The 19,978-nt window shown below is 60.8% G+C and carries 24 protein-coding genes and 1 tRNA gene; 14 read left to right on the top strand and 11 right to left on the bottom strand.

The window, feature by feature from the left end:
• Positions 1-86: 86 nt before the first annotated feature.
• The 4 genes from I5L79_RS17020 to I5L79_RS17005 all read left to right on the top strand — a co-directional run bounded on the left by I5L79_RS17020 (position 87) and on the right by I5L79_RS17005 (position 2,435).
• Entirely contained in the window at positions 87-437 is a 351-nt protein-coding gene (locus tag I5L79_RS17020; protein WP_196956272.1) for a hypothetical protein, read from the top strand.
• A 25-nt stretch (positions 438-462) separates the two neighbouring features.
• Entirely contained in the window at positions 463-729 is a 267-nt protein-coding gene (locus I5L79_RS17015) for a heavy metal-binding domain-containing protein (protein ID WP_196956271.1), read from the top strand.
• 48 nt (positions 730-777) lie between these two features.
• Positions 778-1,524 carry a class I SAM-dependent methyltransferase gene (locus I5L79_RS17010; RefSeq protein ID WP_317191392.1) on the top strand — a complete coding sequence of 249 codons (747 nt, stop codon included), beginning with the start codon at positions 778-780 and terminating at the stop codon, positions 1,522-1,524.
• A 182-nt stretch (positions 1,525-1,706) separates the two neighbouring features.
• Positions 1,707-2,435: a ZIP family metal transporter gene (locus I5L79_RS17005; RefSeq protein WP_196956270.1), complete on the top strand. Its 729-nt coding sequence runs from the start codon at positions 1,707-1,709 to the stop codon at positions 2,433-2,435.
• A 15-nt stretch (positions 2,436-2,450) separates the two neighbouring features.
• Here the strand turns inward: I5L79_RS17005 and I5L79_RS17000 are convergent, their stop codons facing one another.
• Complete coding sequence (locus tag I5L79_RS17000; protein ID WP_196956269.1) at positions 2,451-2,774, bottom strand: chaperone modulator CbpM; 324 nt, start codon at positions 2,772-2,774, stop codon at positions 2,451-2,453.
• A gap of 152 nt (positions 2,775-2,926) precedes the next feature.
• Complete coding sequence (locus tag I5L79_RS16995; RefSeq protein WP_196956268.1) at positions 2,927-3,850, bottom strand: DnaJ C-terminal domain-containing protein; 924 nt, start codon at positions 3,848-3,850, stop codon at positions 2,927-2,929.
• Positions 3,851-4,031: 181 nt separating this feature from the next.
• Between I5L79_RS16995 and I5L79_RS16990 the strand changes: the two genes are divergently transcribed.
• Entirely contained in the window at positions 4,032-4,454 is a 423-nt protein-coding gene (locus I5L79_RS16990; protein WP_196956267.1) for a DUF6799 domain-containing protein, read from the top strand.
• 91 nt (positions 4,455-4,545) lie between these two features.
• Here I5L79_RS16990 and I5L79_RS16985 read toward each other — a convergent pair whose 3' ends face one another.
• The 3 genes from I5L79_RS16985 to I5L79_RS16975 all read right to left on the bottom strand — a co-directional run bounded on the left by I5L79_RS16985 (position 4,546) and on the right by I5L79_RS16975 (position 6,070).
• Entirely contained in the window at positions 4,546-4,752 is a 207-nt protein-coding gene (locus I5L79_RS16985; protein ID WP_196956266.1) for a hypothetical protein, read from the bottom strand.
• A gap of 15 nt (positions 4,753-4,767) precedes the next feature.
• Positions 4,768-5,133, bottom strand: a complete 366-nt coding sequence (locus I5L79_RS16980) for a septal ring lytic transglycosylase RlpA family protein (protein WP_196956265.1) — start codon at positions 5,131-5,133, stop codon at positions 4,768-4,770.
• A 94-nt stretch (positions 5,134-5,227) separates the two neighbouring features.
• A complete protein-coding gene (locus I5L79_RS16975; RefSeq protein WP_196956264.1) occupies positions 5,228-6,070 on the bottom strand; it encodes a glycoside hydrolase family 25 protein in 843 nt (280 codons plus the stop codon).
• Positions 6,071-6,175: 105 nt separating this feature from the next.
• On the opposite strand from I5L79_RS16975, the gene I5L79_RS16970 reads away from it, so the two are divergent.
• The 3 genes from I5L79_RS16970 to I5L79_RS16960 all read left to right on the top strand — a co-directional run bounded on the left by I5L79_RS16970 (position 6,176) and on the right by I5L79_RS16960 (position 7,382).
• Positions 6,176-6,448, top strand: coding sequence for a VF530 family protein (locus I5L79_RS16970; protein WP_196956263.1), 273 nt, complete (start codon positions 6,176-6,178; stop codon positions 6,446-6,448).
• Positions 6,449-6,586: 138 nt separating this feature from the next.
• Complete coding sequence (locus tag I5L79_RS16965; protein WP_196956262.1) at positions 6,587-6,958, top strand: hypothetical protein; 372 nt, start codon at positions 6,587-6,589, stop codon at positions 6,956-6,958.
• 100 nt (positions 6,959-7,058) lie between these two features.
• Positions 7,059-7,382, top strand: coding sequence for a hypothetical protein (locus tag I5L79_RS16960; RefSeq protein ID WP_196956261.1), 324 nt, complete (start codon positions 7,059-7,061; stop codon positions 7,380-7,382).
• Positions 7,383-7,628: 246 nt separating this feature from the next.
• Here the strand turns inward: I5L79_RS16960 and I5L79_RS16955 are convergent, their stop codons facing one another.
• On the bottom strand, positions 7,629-8,051 hold the full coding sequence (locus I5L79_RS16955) for an Hsp20/alpha crystallin family protein (protein ID WP_196956260.1): 423 nt from the start codon (positions 8,049-8,051) through the stop codon (positions 7,629-7,631).
• A gap of 297 nt (positions 8,052-8,348) precedes the next feature.
• On the opposite strand from I5L79_RS16955, the gene I5L79_RS16950 reads away from it, so the two are divergent.
• Positions 8,349-9,605 (top strand): TCR/Tet family MFS transporter, encoded by a 1,257-nt coding sequence (locus tag I5L79_RS16950; protein WP_196956259.1) that lies wholly within the window; start codon positions 8,349-8,351, stop codon positions 9,603-9,605.
• Positions 9,606-9,622: 17 nt separating this feature from the next.
• A complete protein-coding gene (locus I5L79_RS16945; RefSeq protein WP_196956258.1) occupies positions 9,623-10,129 on the top strand; it encodes a GNAT family N-acetyltransferase in 507 nt (168 codons plus the stop codon).
• 18 nt (positions 10,130-10,147) lie between these two features.
• Here I5L79_RS16945 and I5L79_RS16940 read toward each other — a convergent pair whose 3' ends face one another.
• Positions 10,148-11,005 (bottom strand): pirin family protein, encoded by an 858-nt coding sequence (locus tag I5L79_RS16940; RefSeq protein ID WP_196956257.1) that lies wholly within the window; start codon positions 11,003-11,005, stop codon positions 10,148-10,150.
• A gap of 133 nt (positions 11,006-11,138) precedes the next feature.
• On the opposite strand from I5L79_RS16940, the gene I5L79_RS16935 reads away from it, so the two are divergent.
• The 3 genes from I5L79_RS16935 to I5L79_RS16925 all read left to right on the top strand — a co-directional run bounded on the left by I5L79_RS16935 (position 11,139) and on the right by I5L79_RS16925 (position 14,339).
• Complete coding sequence (locus tag I5L79_RS16935) at positions 11,139-12,209, top strand: NADH:flavin oxidoreductase/NADH oxidase (RefSeq protein ID WP_196956256.1); 1,071 nt, start codon at positions 11,139-11,141, stop codon at positions 12,207-12,209.
• A gap of 232 nt (positions 12,210-12,441) precedes the next feature.
• Complete coding sequence (locus I5L79_RS16930) at positions 12,442-12,813, top strand: BlaI/MecI/CopY family transcriptional regulator (protein ID WP_196956255.1); 372 nt, start codon at positions 12,442-12,444, stop codon at positions 12,811-12,813.
• Entirely contained in the window at positions 12,810-14,339 is a 1,530-nt protein-coding gene (locus I5L79_RS16925; RefSeq protein WP_196956254.1) for a M56 family metallopeptidase, read from the top strand. The genes I5L79_RS16930 and I5L79_RS16925 overlap by 4 nt, the downstream gene beginning before the upstream one ends.
• Before the next feature lie 121 nt (positions 14,340-14,460).
• On the opposite strand, the gene I5L79_RS16920 is transcribed toward I5L79_RS16925, so the two are convergent.
• The 3 genes from I5L79_RS16920 to I5L79_RS16910 form a co-directional block, all read right to left on the bottom strand.
• On the bottom strand, positions 14,461-15,948 hold the full coding sequence (locus I5L79_RS16920) for a nicotinate phosphoribosyltransferase (protein ID WP_196956253.1): 1,488 nt from the start codon (positions 15,946-15,948) through the stop codon (positions 14,461-14,463).
• 484 nt (positions 15,949-16,432) lie between these two features.
• Complete coding sequence (locus tag I5L79_RS16915; RefSeq protein ID WP_196956252.1) at positions 16,433-17,074, bottom strand: response regulator; 642 nt, start codon at positions 17,072-17,074, stop codon at positions 16,433-16,435.
• 69 nt (positions 17,075-17,143) lie between these two features.
• Positions 17,144-17,215: transfer RNA gene (locus I5L79_RS16910), tRNA-Arg, on the bottom strand.
• Between the two features lie 116 nt (positions 17,216-17,331).
• Here I5L79_RS16910 and I5L79_RS16905 point away from each other — a divergent pair.
• Positions 17,332-18,501 carry a DUF2652 domain-containing protein gene (locus tag I5L79_RS16905; RefSeq protein ID WP_196956251.1) on the top strand — a complete coding sequence of 390 codons (1,170 nt, stop codon included), beginning with the start codon at positions 17,332-17,334 and terminating at the stop codon, positions 18,499-18,501.
• A gap of 103 nt (positions 18,502-18,604) precedes the next feature.
• Here the strand turns inward: I5L79_RS16905 and I5L79_RS16900 are convergent, their stop codons facing one another.
• Complete coding sequence (locus I5L79_RS16900; protein ID WP_196956250.1) at positions 18,605-19,837, bottom strand: Pycsar system effector family protein; 1,233 nt, start codon at positions 19,835-19,837, stop codon at positions 18,605-18,607.
• Positions 19,838-19,978: the final 141 nt, after the last annotated feature.

The raw sequence follows: 19,978 nt of genomic DNA, 5'->3' as shown, positions 1-19,978 counted from the left end.
AGCCTTCCGCTAATAGCTGGTTCGACTTAACCCTGAGCCGCCCGCGCCTCGTACCTTTGCCTAAACGACTTTTGTTGCCTACCCTTATGAACGCAAAACATCTGCTTTTCTGCCTGGCTGGTGGCCTGGCCCTCGCCTCGTGCAGCAGCGAACCATCTGACTTCCGTCCCGGCCAGAAAGTATCGGTGGATATGGTAGCCCCCGGCACCCGCTCCAGCCAGAACTTCGACATCGTGGAAGAGCACGCCGAAGAAAAGGAGCACGACAACGGCGGCATCGTGGAGCGCCCCATCAGCTCGCACGTAGAGGCGCTGGACAAGGATGCCAAGCCCACGGCCGAGCATTCCACCACGGCTAAAGGTGCGCAAGTAGAGGCCACGAAAAACGTGGAAGAAGACTCAGATGCTGCCCTCACGCAGGACGGCGACAAGCAGTAGTTTTCTGCGCTACGCTCCTTCGTTGATGCTACATGTAAGTAAGAAAGCTGCGGCTGGCCTCGGGCTGGTCGCAGCTATTGCTTTGGCGGGCTGCCAGGGCGAGCCGACGGTTAGCACCGCCGAAAATCCGGCTACCACCGCAGCGCCCACGGCCCAAACGGCCGCCTACCTTTGTCCTATGGCCTGCGAGGGCAGTGCCAGCCAACAGCCCGGCAAGTGCCCGGTATGCGGCATGGACCTGGAGCCGAACCCGGCCGTAAAAACCGGAGCCGCCGCCCCCGATTCGCTGTAAATCAGCAGGCAGCGGCGGATATTCCGTTGATTTCAGTCCTTCTCTCGCATGATGCAGCCCGGACCCGAGTGGTTTAGCACGTGGTTCGATTCACCATACTACCACCTGCTCTACCGCGACCGGGACGAGCAGGAAGCCCGGCGCTTTATTGATCAGCTGCTGGCGCACCTGCACCCCAAGCCCTCGTACCGCCTGCTGGACCTGGCCTGTGGCAAAGGGCGCCACGCCATTTACCTGAGCGAGCAGGGCCTCGAAGTGACGGGCGTAGACCTCTCGCCCCAGAGCATTGCGCACGCCCGGCAGTTTGCCCATGCCCGCCTGCACTTTCACGTGCACGACATGCGCGACCCGCTGCCCTACGGCCCCTTCGATTTCATTTTCAACCTGTTCACGAGCTTCGGCTATTTTCAGCACGAAACGGAAAACGTGGTGGCCCTGCGCTCGGCGGCTCAGGCGCTGCGCCCCGGCGGCAAGCTCGTCATCGACTTCCTGAACACCGAGCGCACCGTGCGGGAACTGGTCGCCTACGAGGAAAAAACGGTGGACGGCATCACTTTCCGCATCAGCCGCCACCTCGAAAGTGGCTTCATCGTGAAGGATATTCGCTTTGCGGACAGGCAGGGACAGGAGCAGCACCATCAGGAGCGGGTGCGGGCGCTTAGTCGGGAGTCGTTTGAAGAGTATTTCGCTATGGCCGGGCTGCGGCTGGCCGAGGTGCTGGGCAACTACCGGCTGGAGCCGTTTGAGCAGGCTACATCGCCGCGCATGATCTTCATCCTGAAAAAATACGCCTGACTTTGAGGGGAATACCCCGGGCGCCAAAACCCCGGCGGGTTGCCAGAGCTTATAGCTATTCGCCTGCTGTCAGGATTTTACATGGTCGTTCCAACGTGAATAGGTTGTCAGATGCCGGCCAGGTAGTTGATGACAATGCACGCAGCGGACGGCTATTGACTTACCATTTACTTACCCATCCCATGTGGATTGCCTTGTTTGTGCTGTTTGCCGCCGTGCTGGGTGCCGGCTGGCTCACGCGCTTCGTACCTACGGCTCATACCACCTGGATGAAGCCGCTGCTGGCCTTCAGCGGGGCGTATCTGTTTACGCTTACCATCACGCACCTGCTGCCGGAAGCGCTCCAGATGCTACCCGACTCACCGCGGGTGGGCTACTTCGTGCTGGCGGGCTTTTTCGGGCAGCTGGTGCTGGAGGTGTTTTCGCAGGGCGTGGAGCACGGGCACATGCACCATCACACCTCCCACGTGGGGCGGGTGCCGTTTCTGCTGCTGGGCGCGTTGGTGGTGCACTCCTTTCTGGAAGGCAGCATTATGGTGCCCGGCTCGGCTACGGGCGAGGTAGGCCAGAACTACTACCTGATTATGGCCGGGGTGGCCCTCCACCACATTCCGGCGGCCTTTGCCCTGATGGCTACCCTGTTGCTGCGGCTGGGCAGCTTCCGGCGGGCCCTGCCGTTTCTGGTGCTCTTCGCGCTGGCCTCGCCGGCGGGCGTGCTGGTAAGCAACTACGTGGTGTTGGATGAGCTGCTGACGGGCGGCTGGTACGCGGCCCTGCTGGGTCTGGTAGCCGGCAACTTTCTGCACGTTTCCACCACCATTCTCTTCGAAACCAGCCCCGAGCACCGACTGCCCTGGCCCAAGCTGGTAGCCACCATTGCGGGCACCGCGCTGGCCTTGCTGGTCGCGTAAGTTACCGGATAGGCGTTAGTTAATATCGAGCGTGGGGGTGCCGCCGAGCAGAAAACGCTCCAGCTGAGCGGCGCGGGCCTGCTGGCGGCGTAGTTCCTGCTGCAGCTGCAGCAGCCGTTGGCGCATCAGCAGCACTATGTCGATGCTTTCGGTGCTCAGGCCCAGGTCGTGGTGCAGGCGGGCGAGGCGGGCCAGGTGGGCGGGCTCCTCCTCCAGCGTATTGGGTGCTTCGGCCACGCGCAACAGCCCCAGATCCACAAATTCGCGCACAACTGCCTCGCTCAACCCGTACGTTGAGGCGCAGTCGTGGTAAGTGATGGTGATGAAGTGAGTTTCCATAGGGCATTGGTTCTATGGTTGATGGCTGAATGGTTGATAGTTGTTGGGGAACTGTTGTTCTTCAACGTATGGTAGTGACTTATTGGAACCGCTGCTACGGCCTGGGCCAGGCAGAAAACCATCCAGCCACTCAGCAGAATACCCTTAAGCTACTACTTCCGCAGGGCCGCAAGCTGACGGAGCAGGTCTTTTTCCTGGTCGGTGAGGTTGGTGGGAAGCGTGAGCGTGAGGCGCAGGTACAGGTCGCCAAACTGGCCGGACTGGCGGTACACCGGGAAGCCTTTGCCGCGCAGGCGCAGACGAGTGCCATTCGGCGTTTCGGGCTTGATGGTGATTTTGACCGGGCCCGCCAGCGTATCTACCTGCTGCTCGCCGCCCAGCAGGGCTGTGTAGATACTCACGGGTACGTCCATCGTCAGGTCGGCGCCGGCGCGGGTATAGCGCGCATCAGGGCGCAGGCGGAAGGTAATGTAGAGGGAGCCGCTGGGGCCGCCGTTGCGGCCGGGGGTACCCTGATCACGCAGGCGGATGGTTTGCCCATCCTCCACACCGGGCTGGATAGTGATGCGCAGGTTTTTGCCGTTGACGGTGAGCGTACGCGGCCCGCCGTGGTAGGCTTCTTCCAGGGAAAGCTCTAACTCGGCTTGGTAGTCCTGGCCAGCTCCCGCGCGGCCGGCACCCGTGCGGCCCCCGCCCATATTGCCGAAAATAGAGCTGAAAAAGTCCGAAAAATCGGCTTCGTCGCCGAAAGGACTGCCGCCGCCGAAACCGCCGCCGCCCGTTTGCCCGTATTGGGCATACTGCGACCAGTCGAAGCCCCCGCCGCTTCCGCGGCTGCCGGCCTGTTGGTAGCGTTGCCAGTCGGCGCCCAGTTGGTCGTACTTCTGGCGCTTTTCCGGGTCGCTGAGCACCTCGTTGGCCTCGTTCACTTCCTTGAAGCGCTGTTCGGCCTCGGGGTTGTTGGGGTTCACATCGGGGTGATGCTGGCGGGCCAGTTTGCGGTAGGCTTTCTTGATCTGGTCGGCAGTAGCGGTTTTTTCAACCCCCAGCACTTTGTAGTAGTCTTTGTAGTCCACGTAAAAAAATGAGCCGTAGAGTGGTAGAAACGAAACCAGGGCTGCCGCGGCAACCTCATCCCGGCAAACGCAGGGCCTCGCGCTGAGGTTGCCCGCCCGCCGCTGGCCCAGTTTTTGTCTTCGCGCAAAAGGCGTAATTTACTTGCCTCCAACTTTGTTTTCCACCCTTACCATCCCTGATATGAAGCGCATTGTACTTGCCACGGCTACGTTGCTGCTGGCTGCTGGCTGCTGGTCCTCTGCTCTGGCCCAGACTAAACTTCCACCCCGCCGCACGGTGGCGCCCAAGGCTAAAGCCACTGCCCCCAAAGGCGTGACCATGAAAGAAGGCTTTACCGTGAAAGAGGGGAAAGTGCTGGTGACCCGCAATGGCCTCACCTCCACCGTGGCGCAACCCGAAAAGCTCGTCAACGGCACGACCATCAAGTCCGACGGCACTGTGATTCTGCGCGACAGCACGCACGTGATGATGAAAGAAGGCGACGAACTGTCGTTGAGCGGCCGCCTCACCACCAAAGCCATGCAGGCCGAGCAGGATAGCCTCATGAACGTGGTGAAAGAAAACACCAAGATGAAGCTAAAGTCCAAGCGCAAAGGACGTTAGTTGTAAGCTGTTCGTTAAAAAGAGGAGGCTGCTGGTAAAACCCAGCAGCCTCCTCTTTTTAACGAACAACCGAAATCTGACAATCAACAGGTTAGCCCTGCCGGCTGACCAAAGTATAGTCGCGCAGAATCTCGTGGGCCTCGGCATCATCAGCGGCTTCCACCACTTCGTCCATCACAAACTGGATTTCGGCTTCCGTCCACTGCTGGGCTTCGGCGGCTTTCACAAAGGCACCGAGGGCCACAAACCGGCTGGCCGTGGGAGAGGGGTTCCACTGGACTTTCTTGCGGATTCTCATGCGGGTAGAAAAACGTTAGCGGTGAGCGGCCTTTACTACTTTCAGCTGCACCGGGGCCACGCCGGCGTCTACGATACCGATTTTACGGGCAGCTTTGCGGGAAAGGTCAATAATACGGCCTTTGGCGTGCGGACCCCGGTCGGTGATGGTGACTTTCACGGAGCGGTGGTTGCGCGGGTTGGTCACGCGCACTACCGTGCCGAAGGGCAGCGTATTGTGGGCTGCCGTGCGTTTGCTGGCCCGGTACACGGTGCCGCTGGCCGTTTTGCGGCCGTTGAACTTATCGGCGTAGTAGGAGGCCTGCCCACTCTGGGTAAAGGCTTTCGAGCCACCGCAGCTGCTTAGCAAGCTTGCCAGCAAACACACTATCAGAAGGCGCATAGAAGGTCAGTTATCAGTTGCCAGTGGTGAGTTGCCAGTCTGTTTTGGAAGATTGTGCATCTGATCGAGGGCAACTTTCAGCGGAAGAAAAGAGCTAGTTGGCCTCAGTACCAGCCCGGCGCGGCGGAATGCGGAGGGCCAGCAGGTTCTGAAAATTGCCCTGCAGCACGTTGAAATCGACCGTGCCCCGAATGCCGGGAATGTAGGATTCGTCGGAGTGCTGCCAGATAATCCACTTTTCGCGGGCCAGGGTGGGCTGCTGTACTTCGTAGTGGGCCAGCCACAGCGGGTATTTATCGAAGTGCCCGGCCAGGTAGCGTTGGTAAAAGCTATAGTTGGAGTACAGAATGGGCCGCACACCGTAGTGCCGCTCCACCAGCCGTAGCCAGGTGGCAATGCCCCGCCGCATCCGGGCTACATCGTGAAACTCCTGGGCCTCCACGTCCAGCACCGGAGGCAGGTCACCGGGCTGCAGGTTGGCCGTTCGCACGAATAGCTCAGCCTGCTGGCGGCCGTCGTAGTTGGGCTGAAAGTAGTGGTAGGCCCCGCAGTAGATGCCAGCCCGGCGCGCCCCGCGTAGGTTGCGCCCGAAGCGGGCGTCGCGCAGGGTCACGCCCTCACTGGCCTTGATGAAGGCAAAGCGCACCCGGTTTTGGGCTACCTTTTGCCAGTCGATAGTGCCCTGGTAGGCCGATACATCGATACCGTGCACGGTATAGCCCGTGAGCAGGGGCGTGTGCTCCCGCCCCGTGAGCTGGTGGCTGAAGAAAGTGGCGTAGGCCCGGCGGGCGTAGCGGTGCAGCTGCCGCTGATACACGTAGTAAAACGCCAGCCCGCCCAGCAAAAGCAGCACTGCGGCCCCAAGCAGCCACTTCCCCGGCCGCGGAAAGCGGCGGCGCACGACGGGGCGACGAGGACGGCGGCTGGCGGGTTGCATAGCCAAAGTAACGCAGGAAGCACCGATTCTGGTGTCTTCAGCCCCGCCAAAGTGCCCGTTGCCGAAGCCAAATGCCGTACTTTCGGGCCAGAAAAAGCTACTGCTATGACCTCTGCCACCCCCGACGCCCGCGACGAAAACGGGCACCTTATCCGCGAGCTGCACGGCATCACGCTGGCGCAGATTCTGGAGTACTTGGTGCTGCACTACGGCTGGGAGGAGCTGGACCGCCGCATCCGCATCAACTGCTTTGCCGTGAACCCCAGCGTAAAATCCAGCCTCACCTTTCTGCGGCGTACGCCCTGGGCCCGAGCCAAGGTGGAGGCGCTTTACGTGCAGGCCCGCACAGCCGAGGTGCTGGGCAAGCCCCGGCCGTAGCGTCCCGCCCACTATATAGTGCCGGGTCCATAACGCGGGGCCGCCGGCTGCGTACAGAGGCTTGCTTCTTGGTTAAGAAGTTGTTGGGCTCCGCCGTTGGTGGTCCTGCTTTCTTCCGTGCGTTTCCCCTCCTCCGATATGAACCGTTTTTTCCTGACCCGCCGGGCGCTGCTTACGGCTGCCTGCTGCAGCTTCGGCTATCTGGCCACCGCGCAAAGCACGACGGTTCTGGCCCAGAAAAGTACCCAGGCCGTGTGCGTGCCGGCCGAGCTGACGGGCCTGAGCGCCTGCGTGGATATGCAGCAGACCCAGTACCTCAAAGCCCCGTCCGGCAACGAAACCGCCGTGTGGAAGGGCACCGTGCCTACCGGGCAGCGGCCGGCCAAAACCGTCATCAAAGACGCTACCTGGCAGGAGCGCAGTCTGTCCTTCACCACCCACGCCGTCATCACGGCCGATGGCAAGGCCTCTCTCACGCTGCAGTACAAAGCCAACCCCAAGTTCAAATAACAGCCCGCTTGGAGCTTCGTACTACTGAACACTGGCAGAAAGCTGGTCGCATAAAGCGGCTGGCTTTTTTGTTCTTTCGCGGAGCCGTTGGGGTATTGCTATGAAAGATGTAACTGAAAAATCGGGTTGGGGGGCGCTGGCACTCGGGTTGCTGGGGTTTCTGGCGTTCGAAACCGGGGCCTACTACCTGTTGCGCCTGCTGACTGCCAGCCTGGGCGAAACCAACCAGCTGCAGCCCGAAAATACCATTGTCAGCAACTGGGTGAAAACGGTGGTTTTTCTGCTGTTACACCTCACGCTGCTCATCGTGGCCATGCTGATGCTCAGTAACCGCCTGCCCCGGCGCTACCGCGGCCAGATTATGGGCTGGTTCTACCTGGCGCTAGTCACCGGCTTTGTGCTGCTCATTCCATTGTTCGGGTAGCTTACTGTTGCCGGTTACCAGTTGCCCGTGGTGAGTTGCCTGTTGATAAAACAACGGCCTGCTGAGCGGGGCCGAAGCATCTCTACCTCATTGTCGAGGTCAGCATGACAAAACCTGACAACCGGTAACGGATAACAGGCAACCGAATCTTTCGGGCATGAAAAAGCCACTGCCTGGGGCAGTGGCTGATGAAACCAAGGGGCCGGTTGGTGCCGGCGGTATAGAAAGCCGCTGAGTTGCGGCGGGTTACCGGTGACGGATGTTGATTTCGCGCGGGTGGCTGGTGGAGTCCTTATAGGGGATGCGCACGAGCAGCTCACGGCCTTCGTGCACGGCGTCGATGCGCGTGAGGTCCAGCGTGTCGGGCAGGTCGAGGGAGCGGACGAACAGCGGAGCCGCCAGCGGCGCTTCCGGCTCGTGGCGGTATTCGCCGTACACGGTGAGGTGCTGATTGTTGAGAACAACGTGGAAATTATCGGGCTGCACCGATGGGGCAGCTACCCGGATAACAACGCCCTTCTCGCGCTTGTCTATCCGCATCGTGGCCTGCGCAACGCCCCCACCCAGCGTGTTGAGCAGGTCGAGTTGCGGGACGAGGTTGCGAATAAATTCCTGGCTGATGAGCTTCATGGGGTTGGTTCCTTTCTTGATTCGGAAAGGAGTATGCAAACCATGTACCAACAGCTTTCGGGCTGAGATTCAGCCACAATGACGGTGACGCAGCTACGGCCGGCCCCGTCGTTCGGACAGAATGGCGCTAATATGAATAGTAAGTGCACAACTGGCAGATGCGGCGGTAACTGTGCTGTACTTCACAGAAAAGCCTGCTGTTATTCCTGGGCAAAGCGGGTACCTTTGCCCGGGCTGCCTTCTCCGTAGCTAACCGGAATAGCCGAAGCGGGCTTGCCCGCCCTGGCAGGCACTGCGCCGGCCGTTGTATATACATTGATTTTCGACCCTTCCGCTATGGCCAAAGGACAAGCCGCGCTGAGCTTTATCTTCATTACCATTTTGGTCGATGTTATTGGGCTGGGCATCATCATTCCGGTGCTACCCCGCCTTATTGAGGAACTGACGGGCGGGGGGCTCAGCCAGGCCTCGCAGTATGCGGGCTGGCTCACGTTTGCCTACGCGGCCATGCAGTTCCTGTGCTCCCCGGTGCTGGGCGGCCTCAGCGACCGGTACGGCCGGCGGCCCGTGCTGCTCTTTTCCCTGCTGGGTTTGGGTATCGACTACATTTTTCTGGCCCTGGCGCCCAGCATCGGTTGGCTGTTTCTGGGCCGGCTGATTGCGGGTGTGGCCGGGGCCAGCTTCACCACTGCCACCGCCTACATTGCCGACATCAGCACGCCCGAAAAGCGCGCCCAGAACTTCGGCATGGTAGGGGCCGCATTTGGACTGGGGTTTATTGTGGGGCCTACGCTGGGCGGGCTGTTCAGCCATTGGGGGCCGCGCGTGCCGTTTATCGTGGCGGCCGGCCTGAGTCTGCTCAATTTCCTCTACGGTTACTTCGTGCTGCCCGAGTCTCTGGCATCGAGCAACCGCCGGCCTTTCGAATGGAAACGGGCCAACCCCGTCGGCTCCTTGCTGCAGCTGCGCCGCTACCCCGTAATAGCCGGGCTGGTCGTCACGCTGGTGCTGGTGTACATCGGGGCTCACTCCGTGCAGTCGACGTGGACGTTCTACACCATGCTTAAGTTTAAGTGGACGGAAGACTGGGTAGGCTACTCACTGGGCTTTGTGGGGCTGCTTACGGCCCTGGTGCAGGGCGGCCTCATTCGGGTGCTGCTGCCACGGCTGGGCCAGCGTAACGCCGTGTTCCTGGGGCTGCTGCTGTATGCCATTGGGCTGGGACTGTTTGCGGTAGCGGGGCAGGGCTGGCAGATGTTCCTGTTTCTGGTGCCCTACTGCCTGGGCGGCATTACGGGGCCGGCGCTGCAGGGCATTATTTCCAGCCAGGTACCGGCCAACGAGCAGGGCGAGCTGCAGGGCGGCCTCACCAGCCTCATCAGCCTCACGTCCATCATCGGCCCGCTGGTGATGACCAACCTGTTTGCCTACTTCACCCGGCCCACGGCGCCCGTGCATTTCCCGGGGGCACCGTTCGTGCTGGGCTCGTTGTTGGCGCTGGCCGGGCTGCTGTTTTCGCTCCGCTCCCTGGCCCACTACCGCCAGCCCGTCCATACGCCCGAGGCCAGCCCCGACGTTCTGCCCATTCATTAACTCATGCCAGTATCAGGATGCCAATTATTCGCTTAGCCACCGAAGCCGATTTGCGCGCCATCATCCAGCTGGTGCAGCGCGTGGTGCCGCTGATGCACGTGGCCGGCAACTTCCAGTGGACCGATTCTTACCCGAACGAGGCTGTATTCAGGGAGGATATCAGCCGGCAGCAGCTGTGGGTGGCGGAACACGCCGGTCAGGTAAGAGCCGTGGCTGCTCTCACAATCGACCAGGACCCAGAGTATGCCCAGGCCGATTGGGACGCGGCGGAACTGGCCATCGTCACGCACCGGCTGGCCGTGGACCCGGCCGCCCAGGGCCTGGGGCTGGCCGCCGCGCTGCTGGAGCAAGCCGAAGAGCTGGCTCGGCAGCGCGGCCTCCGCAGCCTGCGCGTAGATACCAACTCCGAAAACCAGGCCACGCAGCGGCTATTTCCTAAGCTGGGCTACCGGTTTGCGGGTGAAATCACGCTGGCGTTTCGGCCGGGCCTGCGCTTTTTTTGCTACGAAAAGCGGCTTGACTGACCGTTCCTATAAGACCGGCTACTCGTGCCAGGTGCCGAACTTGCCGGCCTGGTAATCGGCGTAGGCCTGGCGGATTTCGGCTTCGGAGTTCATCACGAAGGGCCCATAGGCCACAATCGGCTCCCCAAACGGGCGGGCGTGGCCCAGCAGCAGCACCGTGTCATCCGTCAGGGCCTCCACGGTCAGGTCGTCGCCGTCGTAGTTGAACTCCACCAGCTGGCGGGCTTCGGCTTCCTGCCCGTTCACGCGCAGCTTCCCCCGAATAACGTAAAAGAAAACGGTGTGCTCGGCGGGAACGGACAGGTCCAGCTTGCCGCCCTGCCGGAAATTCACCGTAGCCAGGTTGATGCCCGCGGGCGAACTGACTGCGCCCGCCGTGCCGCTCCAGCCGCCCGAAACCGCGTGGAGCTGCACTCGGCCTTCATCCAGCGAAACAGCCGGAATCTGCGCCCGTTGCAGGCCGAGGTACTTCGGCTCCACCATTTTGTCTTTGGCGGGCAGGTTCACCCATAGCTGCAGGATTTCCAGCGGCCCGCCGGTTTGCTTGAAGGCGTCGGAAGAAATTTCGGAGTGAATCAACCCCCGGCCCGCCGTCATCCACTGAATGCCGCCGGCTTCAATCACGCTCTGGTGCCCGCCGCTATCCTGGTGCATGATGTCGCCTTCCAGGATGAACGTCACCGTCTCGAAGCCCCGGTGCGGGTGCGGGCCGAACGGCAAACCCTGGTTGTGGGGCCGGTACACCTGCGGGCCGTGGTGGTTGAGAAACAGAAACGGGTCGAGGTGCTCCACGGCCCGCGTAGGCAGGGCGCGGTACGTTACTAGGTCGGCAATGGGCGCGCTCTGGGCGCGGTGCAGTTGTTTAATCGTGCGCATACAGGGAAGCCGACTTGAGGGAGCGGCTTTGTGCATACCCGTTACCGGGCCAGATGGTTTTAAGTCAGCCGGTAAAACCTGGTGGCTCCTTCGAGGGTTTAAACGGACTTCACTCCGTAGACTTTTTCCTCTTATGGCTGCTTTATTTACGCCGCTTGCCCTGCGCGGCCTTACGCTGAAAAACCGCCTTGCGGTATCGCCCATGTGCATGTATAGTGCCACCGACGGCTTCGCCAACGACTGGCACCTGGTGCATCTGGGAAGCCGGGCAGTGGGCGGGGCCGCGCTGGTCATTCAGGAAGCCACGGCCGTGGCGCCGGAAGGCCGCATCACCCCCGCCGACCTGGGCATCTGGCAGGATGAGCACGTGCCCTTTCTGCGCCGCATCACCGATTTCATCAAAGCCCAGGGGGCCGTGGCCGGAATTCAGCTGGCCCACGCCGGCCGCAAGGCCAGCCACGCCAGCCCCTGGCAGGGTGGGGCCGTGGTGCCCGAGGCAAATGGGGGCTGGACAACCGTGGCCCCCAGCGCCGTACCCTTCACCACTGATGAGCCCGCGCCCCAGGCACTTTCTCTAGCCGAAATCCAGCGGCTGGTGGACGATTTTCGGGCAGCAGCTCAGCGGGCGCTGTTGGCGGGCTACCAGGTGATTGAGCTGCACGCGGCCCACGGCTACCTGCTGCACGAGTTCCTGTCGCCGCTCAGCAACCAGCGCACCGATGCCTACGGCGGCTCTTTTGAAAACCGCATCCGGCTGCTGCTGGAAGTGGTGGCGGCCACCCGCGCCGTGTGGCCCGAGGAGCTGCCGCTGCTGGTGCGCATTTCCGCTACCGACTGGACGCCTGGCGGCTGGACCGATGAGGACTCCGTAACGCTGGCAAGTGTGCTCAAGACCAAGGGTGTAGATCTGATAGACTGTTCTACCGGAGGAAACGTACCGCAGGCCGCTATTCCAGTGGGTCCGCTCTATCAGGTGCAGTTTGCCGAACGCATCCGGCGCGAAACCGGCTTGCCAACCGGCGCCGTGGGCCTTATTACCTCGGCGGCCGAAGCAGAAATTATCATTGCCACCGGGCAGGCTAATCTGGTACTGCTAGCCCGTGAGCTGCTGCGTGACCCGTACTTCCCGCTGCACGCGGCTCACGAGCTGGATGCCGAGGTAGCCTGGCCCGACCAGTATCTGCGGGCCAAGCCAAGGCGGTAGAGAGGCCGGGAGAAGCAGCCAACGGTAAGGCCGCCTTCGCTGAGGTAAATATTACCGGGCATGAGAGGCCGATAGACTTGCTTCGGCAAAACTTGTGGAATACGCCCGTAAAGAAAAAGTCACGCTGCAGCCTGCAGCGTGACTTTTTCTTTGTCAGTAAAAAAATATCGGGCAGGTTTGTGTTTGTATTTACGAATAGTTCGTAGTATTACGAAATAATCGTAAAAGCAGAATGGAACGACTTACCCAACCCGAAGAAGACGCCATGCGGGTTTTCTGGCAACTGAACGGCGGCTTCATCAAGGAGGTGCTGGAGCAGCTGCCTGAACCCCGGCCACCCTATACTACGCTGGCTTCTACGGTGCGTAACCTGGAGCGTAAAGGGTACCTGCGCGGCGAAAAGCTCGGCAATACCTTCCGCTTCACGCCCCTGATACCAGCCGAAGAGTACCGCAAGCGGTTTCTGGGCACCTTCGTGGGCGACTATTTCAGGAACTCCTACAAGGAATTAGTTTCCTTTTTCGCGCAGGATCAGAAAATCAGCGCCCAGGAGCTGCAGGAAATCATTGAGCTGATTGAGCGCCAGAAGCCGCCCCAGAAATGATACCGGACCTGCTCTTGTATTTGCTGAAAGCCAATGGGGTCTTGCTGCTGCTACTGGGTTTATACTACGCTTTGCTGCGCCGCCTTACGTTTCATCAGCTCAACCGAGCCTATCTGCTAGTTGCTGGTGGCTTCTCGATGCTGTACCCGCTGCTCGACGTGACGGTGGTGCTGCCGCAGCCGGCAGTACTCCGGCAAGTGGTTTTTCCGGTCTGGGCATTGCCGGGCAATGCGGGAGCCCCCGAGCCTGCTGCCGGCCCGAATTACGAATTCTGGCTGCTGGGAGCATACTGGACCGGGGTAGGGCTGCTCACGCTACGGCTGTTGCTGCAGGGGGCCTCGTTGGCGGGTATGCACCGGGCCTCGCGGCCGGCGGCTGCGGCGGGTGTGCCCTTCCGGGAGGTAGCCGCCGATGTCAACCCCTTTTCCTTTTGGCAAACGATTTACCTGAACCCCGCCCAGCACGGTCCCGCGGAACTGCCGGCTATTCTGCTGCACGAGCAGATACACGTGCGGCAGTGGCACACGCTGGATGTTCTCTTGGGCCACGGGCTGCGGATTGTGGGTTGGTTTGGGCCCGGCCCCTGGCTGCTGCTACGGGCCATGCAGGAAAACCTGGAGTTCATCACCGATGCGGCCGTGCTGCGGGCCGGGCAGGTGGATGCCAAGCAGTACCAGTACAGCCTCGTGCGGCTCAGCACCCTGGCGCCGGGCCCGGCGCTGGTAACGCCTTTCTCTTTTCTCATGCTTAAAACCCGTATCCAGATGATGAACGCCCAAAAATCTTCCCATCGGCAGGCGGCCCGCTATCTGCTGGTGCTGCCCCTGGCCCTGGCCCTGCTGAGCTTCTCCGCGCCCGAGAGGGCCGCGGCTATTCTTGCTCCCGTTACCAAAGCCGCGGCTTCGGCCTCCGATGTCACGACGCCCACGACCATCAGTGCCCTGCCGCCGGCCGCGCTGGCGCACATCGTGAAGCAGTATCCCGGCTACCGGCTCATTGGCGTATCGGAAGTGCGGGCGGCTGATGGCTCCAACCTGCGCTACCTGGCCGAAATTGCCATTGGCCGCCGTCCGGAAAAGGTGCTGTTCACGGAGAAAGGCGAGCCAGTAGCCGCAGTGACCGTAGAGCCGCTGTATTACGTGGATGGCAAAGTCACTTCCAAAAGCGAGGTCGACAAGCTTAACCCAAATGATTATGCAGATCTGCAGGTGTTCAAGGGGGAGCCGGCCCGTGCATTATTCGGCGACAAAGCCGCGGATGGTGTGGTAGTCATCACCACCAAGGCCAAGAGCAACTCCGCGGCCGTGCGGGAGCTGAACCAGCGCATAGCTGCCGTGGCACCGAAGCAGAAAGTGGACCTCAAAGAAGCGCTTACTCTGGTGAATGGCCAGGAAACCACTGAAGCGGAGCTGCGGAAAATCCCGGAATCAACCATCAAAGAAATGCGCATCCTGCAGGGGGCCGACGCCGAAAAGCAGTACGGCGCCAAAGGCCGCAAAGGTGTGGTTATCGTCACCACCAAGTAGCTGTTTCTGCGGCCGACGCGCTGCTATGCAAAAGGCCCGCTACTTTTCTGGTAGCGGGCCTTTTGATGTAATAATGTTTCTGTTGCAACGGTCCGGTGCGCGGCCGCTATAAGGTAAACTTCTAGGCAGGCCGTTGGGGCCGCTTCGACAGAATCAGGTTCGTGCGGAAGGTATTGAGCGACTCTTCCAGCCCCACCGGGTACACGTGCGGGTTGAGGAAGCGGCGGATGCTGGGGTCGAGGCTTTGTACCTCGCGCTGGGCGTAGGCGCGGCTATCCGACAGCGTGGGCAGTTGATGCACAAGTTCGCCGCGCCGGAAAATGGGCGCCAGCAGCTCCCGGTACTGCGCGTCGGGGCGTACGGGGCGGCGGCGGGTAGCATCCAGCGGGTCTACGAGAGTGAGCTGGTCGGGGAGGGGCTCAGCGGCGTTATAAAGCATGTCGGCGCGGGGCTGGCCCTTCTCGGTTTCGTAGCGTCGCACCTGCAGAATGCCGGGAATACTGGTTTTAGCCAGCTGCTCGGAGAGCTTGATGGTGAAGTCCCAGCCGGAATCGTCGGGTTTGCGCAGAGCGGCCAGCTTGTACACGCCTCCCAGGGCCGGCTGGTCGTAGGCCGTCACGAGCTGGGTACCGATGCCCCAGGTGTCGATACGGGCCCCCTGCTGCTTAAGGCTGGTAATGAGGTTTTCCTCCAGGTCGTTGCTGGCCACGATGCGTACGTTCTCGAAACCCGCCTCATTGAGCAAGGCCCGGGCCTCGCGGCTGAGGTAAGCCAAGTCGCCCGAGTCGAGGCGGATGCCGCCCAGCTCGTGGCCGTTGGCGCGCAGGTCGCGAGCCACTTTGATGGCGTGGCGTACGCCCTCCAGCGTATCGTAAGTGTCTACCAGGAAAACGGAATCATCAGGAAATGCCTCGGCGTATGCGGCAAAAGCAGTAGGCTCATCTTCGAAAGCCATAACCCAGCTGTGGGCGTGCGTACCTTTCACCGGAATGCCAAAGCGCTGCCCGGCCAGCACGTTGGAGGTAGCATCGGCCCCGCCCAGGTAAGCGGCTCGACTGGCACTCAGGCCCCCATCGGGCCCCTGGGCGCGGCGCAGGCCAAATTCCAGCACGGTATCCTGACCGGCTGCCTCACGGATGCGGGCGGCTTTGGTGGCAATAAGTGTCTGGAAATTAACCAGGGTAAGCAAGGCAGTTTCTACCAGCTGCGCCTGCAGCAGCGGCCCCTGCACCCGAATCAGCGGCTCGTTGCCAAACACCACGGTGCCCTCGGCAATGGCGTCCACGTCGCAGGTGAACTTCAGCTCCCGCAGGTAAGTCAGGAACTCCTGCGGAAACATAGGGGTGCCCTTGGCGCTTTGCAGGCTGCCGAGGTAGGCGAGGTCATCATCTGAGAAACGAAGGGTGGAGAGAAAATCGACGACGTAGGCCAGGCCGGCCGCCACGGCATAGCCCCCCCCGAATGGCGCCTTGCGGAAGTACAGGTGAAAGACCGCCTCGCGGTCCTGCAGGCCCTGCTTCCAATAGCCGTAGGCCATGGTTACCTGGTAGAGGTCGGTGAGCAGGCTGAGCGAGGAGGCGTAGAGGCCGGAGAGGGGAGCTGAGTTCATAGACGTGCGGAATGGCTGTGCGAGCTTACGCAAAAGCTGGGCGGGAAGTCGGAGGAGGGGCGTCCCAGCTAACAGTGTTTCTTTGTTGGAAGCATTGCAAGGCGCTTGGCAACAAGCGTTTGTATTTGATTTAGCTTTGCTGGTTAGCTTCTGTATCTGCCTGGAATAACCATACTTGGCGGGCTTTTTAGTCACATGGCTGGGAAGTCAAACTTAAAAATACGTACAAATACCTGCTGCGAATACGTAGGAATGCTGACGAAATGACGGCGCCTTTTGCGGAACTATGCAGTATCAACTACGCCAGGCAAAAGCGTAGCATCTGGTTCAACTACTGCTCTGTAAAAGGTATCGGACGTTTTATAAGTATTGTATTCTTAACCCCATCATCCTAGGTACTTGGTTTATGTGCACAAGGAACGAAAAGGGCTGGCAGTTTCTGCCAGCCCTTTTTTGTGCCTACTCTTTTCAGAAGTGCGGGAGTCTATACAATCAGCCCCTGGCGCACGGCATACTTGATGAGGGCCGCTGTGTTTTTCACCTGTAGCTTGTCCAGAATGTTCAGCCGGTGGGTTTCGACGGTACGCTTGCTGGTAAACAGCTGATCGGCAATTTCCCCGCTGGTCAGGCCTTCCCCGATAAGCTCCAGGATTTCCAGCTCGCGGGCCGAAAGCTCGGGAATATGAGGCGCGGGCTTGCGCGGGGCCATAACGTGCAGCCGGGCCAGCGCATTGAGGCCAATGATGGAGCTCAGAAAGGGCTTGCCCGCCGCTACCGTGCGGATAGCGTAAGCCAGCTCGTCGGCGTCGGCGGTTTTGAGGGCATAGCCTACGGCTCCGGCCGCCAGCATCTGGCTTACGTCCTCCTCCTGGTCGAGCATTGATAAAGCCAGTACTTTCACTTCGGGAAAACGCTGGCGCAGAAACGGCAGCGTGGCCAGTCCGTCGAGCACGGGCATGCCCACATCCATCAGCACCACATCGGCCGGGGTAGTGCTCAGCATATCCAGTAATTCCTGCCCGTTGGCAGCCTCCCCCACTACTTCCACTTCTTCCACCCGGGCCAGCAGGGCCCGCAGGCCGTTGCGCAGCAACGTGTGGTCATCCGTCAGAATGATTCGTATCATGCAGGGTCTATAGAAACAGCCGTTGAAGTGGTAAAAAATAGCATAACGGATATAATATCGATAAAATTGTAGCCCCGGCGGGAATCGAACCCACATCAAAAGTTTAGGAAACTTCTATTCTATCCGTTGAACTACGGGGCCAGACAACGCAGCTTCTGCAAAGTAACCGGAAAGAACCATGGAACCCAAACCAGCCTCCGCCTGCCCATCGTGCCGGGCCGTATTTCTTTCTTCGGCTGCGGCCGGTGGCCGGGGGTATGGGGCTGCTCGATGAACTGCGGACGGCCCGCAAAATAGCGGGCCAGCGCCGCGCCCAGGCCGACGCCCCGCAAGCCGCAGCTCAGCCGGCTTTGCTGTTTATCCCCGATATCAGCGGCTTCACGCGCTTTATCGAAGAGTCCGGCAATGACCGGGGCCCCTGGCTGATTGCCGATCTGCTGGAAATCCTCATCGAAGCCAACCTGCTGAACATGCAGGTCAACGAAATCCAGGGCGACGCCATCCTATTCTACCGGCTGGGGCCGCCGCCTTCCATTGCCGAGCTGGTGCAGCAGTGCCGCCGCGTGTTTCTGGATTTTCAGAACTACCTGCGCCTGATTGAGCGCGACACCGACTCGCAGCTGGCGGCCGTGGTGCGCGAGCATGCCCTCACGCTCAAAATGATTGTGCACTACGGGCCGGTACATGTGGCCCGCATTCGGGAGCACACCAAACTCATGGGCCGCGACGTCATCATCGTGCACCGGCTTTTGAAAAACGATGTAGTGGGCGACGAGTACGTGCTGCTTTCCCAACAGTACCTGGCCACGCAGTCGGTAGCGGCCGTGCGCGCGGCCTTCACCTGGACGCGCCTGCTGGCTGGCGTGAGTTCCTACGCTTACCTGGGCGACATTCCGTACCGCTATGCTCTCCTCACCCCGCTGCGCCTGCTGGTGCAGGGCGCTGATTTAGGCGGCCAGGGAAGCTCCAACGCCGTGCAGGTGCGGCGCGTGCTGCCTGTGGCGGCGGCCTACGCGCTGCGCGTGGTGAGCAACCTGCGGCTGCGCCCGCACTGGCTTACCGGGGCCCACGGCGTGCAGTATGATGTAACGAAAAGCAACCGCCTGGGCAGCACCTACAAAGTAGGACTCAACCGTGGACAGGTCGATTTTCAGGCGGTGCAGCACTTTGTGGGTGCCGAGCGGCTGGAATACGTGGAGAAGATTGCGCACTTCCGCATGTTTCCGAACTCGCTGCTATTCTTTTTTCTGGAAGAAATATCCGACCACGCCTGCCTCCTCACGCTGGAGTTTCGGTACGGACACGTAGCCGCCACCAGCCGACTGGTGCGCTTCGGGCAGCTGCGGCGGCTGCACCGGCTGCTGGGCTCCTCGGCCCACACCCTGGCCGGCCTCTGCCGCCGTCTGCGGAAGGGGGAGAATGGCTGAATGGGTTTCTGGTTGGGTGGTTGAATGGCTAGATGCTTTCTGGCTTTCGGCCATGACAAGGCGGCCGGCCAACCAGAAAACTATGCGGGCTTACATCTTATGCTTACATCTTATACAGCAGCACGATACCGAAGGAAATGGCCGTCAGGATCAGGCCGACCATGAAGATGGTGTAGCTGATGCGCAGCAGCCGGTATTTGCGCGAGAGGACTTCGCCCAGATAGTAAATGTCGGTTATCATGTTGGTATAGAGCATGTCCTTGTTACGCATCAGCTCGTGCATGCCCGCCTGAAAGTTGTCGAGCGAGAGGGTGGTGAAGTTGCCGAAAAACAGCAGGTTCACCCGGCGGTTGGTGGCAATCTGCGGGGAACGGCGCAGCCACTTAAAGCTGGTCACGTCGGGCTGGGCCGAAAGGATGGCCGTGACCACCGAGCCCAGGGCCGTGGCTACCAGCAAGCCCATAGGTATGGCCAGGATGGGGTTTTTGGTAAAGGCCGGGCCTACCTGGGAGGTTTTGGCACCCAGGTACGTGATGATAACCGACAGCATCACTGTGTTCAAGCTGATCATCATGTTGGCCTTCTGGTCGGCCATGCCCGAGAGCTGGATGTGCTGCCCGTAGGTAGAGCGAAACATGGTTTCGACGCCCCGCTTGCCCTCGGCGAAGTTCTCAACCTGCTCTTCCTCTTTTTTCTTTGCCTTTTTCTCCATCTTCTTGAGCAGGTCGCGCTGCTCCTTGATGTTGGCCTTGAACTGCTTGCGGTACCGCTCCTTGCCCGCATCGGAATAGAAATGCGCCGACGACAGAAAATCCAGCTGATACTCGGCCCAGTCGGGGTTGGAGTAGGTTTTGCCCAGGGTCGTTTCCCACTCAGTACGCAGCAGCTCGGCATTGCCAAAGAACTCCTCCCGGCCCATGCTGCTCATGTCGGCGTCTACCATGAGCTGCTGGAGCTCGGTTTTGGGCGTTTCGTCGCGGTGCGTGGCTTTAATGAGTTCCTGCACCAGCGCAATACGCTCGGCCGGATACTGCTGCTGCTGCAGCCACTGGGCCGCCAGCTCCATGCTGCGGAACTCGTGCCCGTCATACACCTCTGTGTAGCCCGTGTCGTGAAACCAGGCGGCCAGCTGCAGCACCTCTATATCTTCGGCCGACAGGCCGGCCGCCTCGCCCAGAGCCGTGGCCTCTTTGGCTACCGTGCGCGTGTGGCGCGGCGAGTGGTACACGAGCTGTTTTGGGAGCTTTTCTTCGAACAGCGTTTCCACGTAGGCCTTGGCCTGCTTAACGATTTCCGACTTGGGCTTTTTGACGGGGAGGGTATCGGGTGCTTCCATGAGTGAGGCGGCGCGGGGAAAAGACAGCGGGCAGCGGCGGCCCGCTGCGGAGCCGTTCTTTCCGCCTACAACGCGAATCGGGCGGGCGGGTTGTAAGCCCGGCAGCCCAACCGTACCGCGCTGCTTTGCGTACGGCAGCGC

The sequence above is a fragment of the Hymenobacter guriensis genome, from assembly GCF_015773195.1.
In the GTDB taxonomy this organism is placed as follows: domain Bacteria; phylum Bacteroidota; class Bacteroidia; order Cytophagales; family Hymenobacteraceae; genus Hymenobacter; species Hymenobacter guriensis.
Note: the sequence above shows the minus strand (reverse complement) of the source record. Positions and strands in the feature narration are given on the sequence as shown.

Excerpts from the sequence above, each read along its gene's own strand:
- I5L79_RS17020 (WP_196956272.1), top strand. The coding sequence starts at position 87 with ATGAACGCAAAACATCTGCTTTTCTGCCTGGCTGGTGGCCTGGCCCTC.
- I5L79_RS17015 (WP_196956271.1), top strand. The coding sequence starts at position 463 with ATGCTACATGTAAGTAAGAAAGCTGCGGCTGGCCTCGGGCTGGTCGCA.
- I5L79_RS17010 (WP_317191392.1), top strand. The coding sequence starts at position 778 with ATGATGCAGCCCGGACCCGAGTGGTTTAGCACGTGGTTCGATTCACCA.
- I5L79_RS17005 (WP_196956270.1), top strand. The coding sequence starts at position 1,707 with ATGTGGATTGCCTTGTTTGTGCTGTTTGCCGCCGTGCTGGGTGCCGGC.
- I5L79_RS17000 (WP_196956269.1), bottom strand. The coding sequence starts at position 2,774 with ATGGAAACTCACTTCATCACCATCACTTACCACGACTGCGCCTCAACG.
- I5L79_RS16990 (WP_196956267.1), top strand. The coding sequence starts at position 4,032 with ATGAAGCGCATTGTACTTGCCACGGCTACGTTGCTGCTGGCTGCTGGC.
- I5L79_RS16985 (WP_196956266.1), bottom strand. The coding sequence starts at position 4,752 with ATGAGAATCCGCAAGAAAGTCCAGTGGAACCCCTCTCCCACGGCCAGC.
- I5L79_RS16980 (WP_196956265.1), bottom strand. The coding sequence starts at position 5,133 with ATGCGCCTTCTGATAGTGTGTTTGCTGGCAAGCTTGCTAAGCAGCTGC.
- I5L79_RS16975 (WP_196956264.1), bottom strand. The coding sequence starts at position 6,070 with ATGCAACCCGCCAGCCGCCGTCCTCGTCGCCCCGTCGTGCGCCGCCGC.
- I5L79_RS16970 (WP_196956263.1), top strand. The coding sequence starts at position 6,176 with ATGACCTCTGCCACCCCCGACGCCCGCGACGAAAACGGGCACCTTATC.
- I5L79_RS16965 (WP_196956262.1), top strand. The coding sequence starts at position 6,587 with ATGAACCGTTTTTTCCTGACCCGCCGGGCGCTGCTTACGGCTGCCTGC.
- I5L79_RS16960 (WP_196956261.1), top strand. The coding sequence starts at position 7,059 with ATGAAAGATGTAACTGAAAAATCGGGTTGGGGGGCGCTGGCACTCGGG.
- I5L79_RS16950 (WP_196956259.1), top strand. The coding sequence starts at position 8,349 with ATGGCCAAAGGACAAGCCGCGCTGAGCTTTATCTTCATTACCATTTTG.
- I5L79_RS16945 (WP_196956258.1), top strand. The coding sequence starts at position 9,623 with ATGCCAATTATTCGCTTAGCCACCGAAGCCGATTTGCGCGCCATCATC.
- I5L79_RS16940 (WP_196956257.1), bottom strand. The coding sequence starts at position 11,005 with ATGCGCACGATTAAACAACTGCACCGCGCCCAGAGCGCGCCCATTGCC.
- I5L79_RS16935 (WP_196956256.1), top strand. The coding sequence starts at position 11,139 with ATGGCTGCTTTATTTACGCCGCTTGCCCTGCGCGGCCTTACGCTGAAA.
- I5L79_RS16930 (WP_196956255.1), top strand. The coding sequence starts at position 12,442 with ATGGAACGACTTACCCAACCCGAAGAAGACGCCATGCGGGTTTTCTGG.
- I5L79_RS16925 (WP_196956254.1), top strand. The coding sequence starts at position 12,810 with ATGATACCGGACCTGCTCTTGTATTTGCTGAAAGCCAATGGGGTCTTG.
- I5L79_RS16920 (WP_196956253.1), bottom strand. The coding sequence starts at position 15,948 with ATGAACTCAGCTCCCCTCTCCGGCCTCTACGCCTCCTCGCTCAGCCTG.
- I5L79_RS16915 (WP_196956252.1), bottom strand. The coding sequence starts at position 17,074 with ATGATACGAATCATTCTGACGGATGACCACACGTTGCTGCGCAACGGC.
- I5L79_RS16905 (WP_196956251.1), top strand. The coding sequence starts at position 17,332 with ATGGGGCTGCTCGATGAACTGCGGACGGCCCGCAAAATAGCGGGCCAG.
- I5L79_RS16900 (WP_196956250.1), bottom strand. The coding sequence starts at position 19,837 with ATGGAAGCACCCGATACCCTCCCCGTCAAAAAGCCCAAGTCGGAAATC.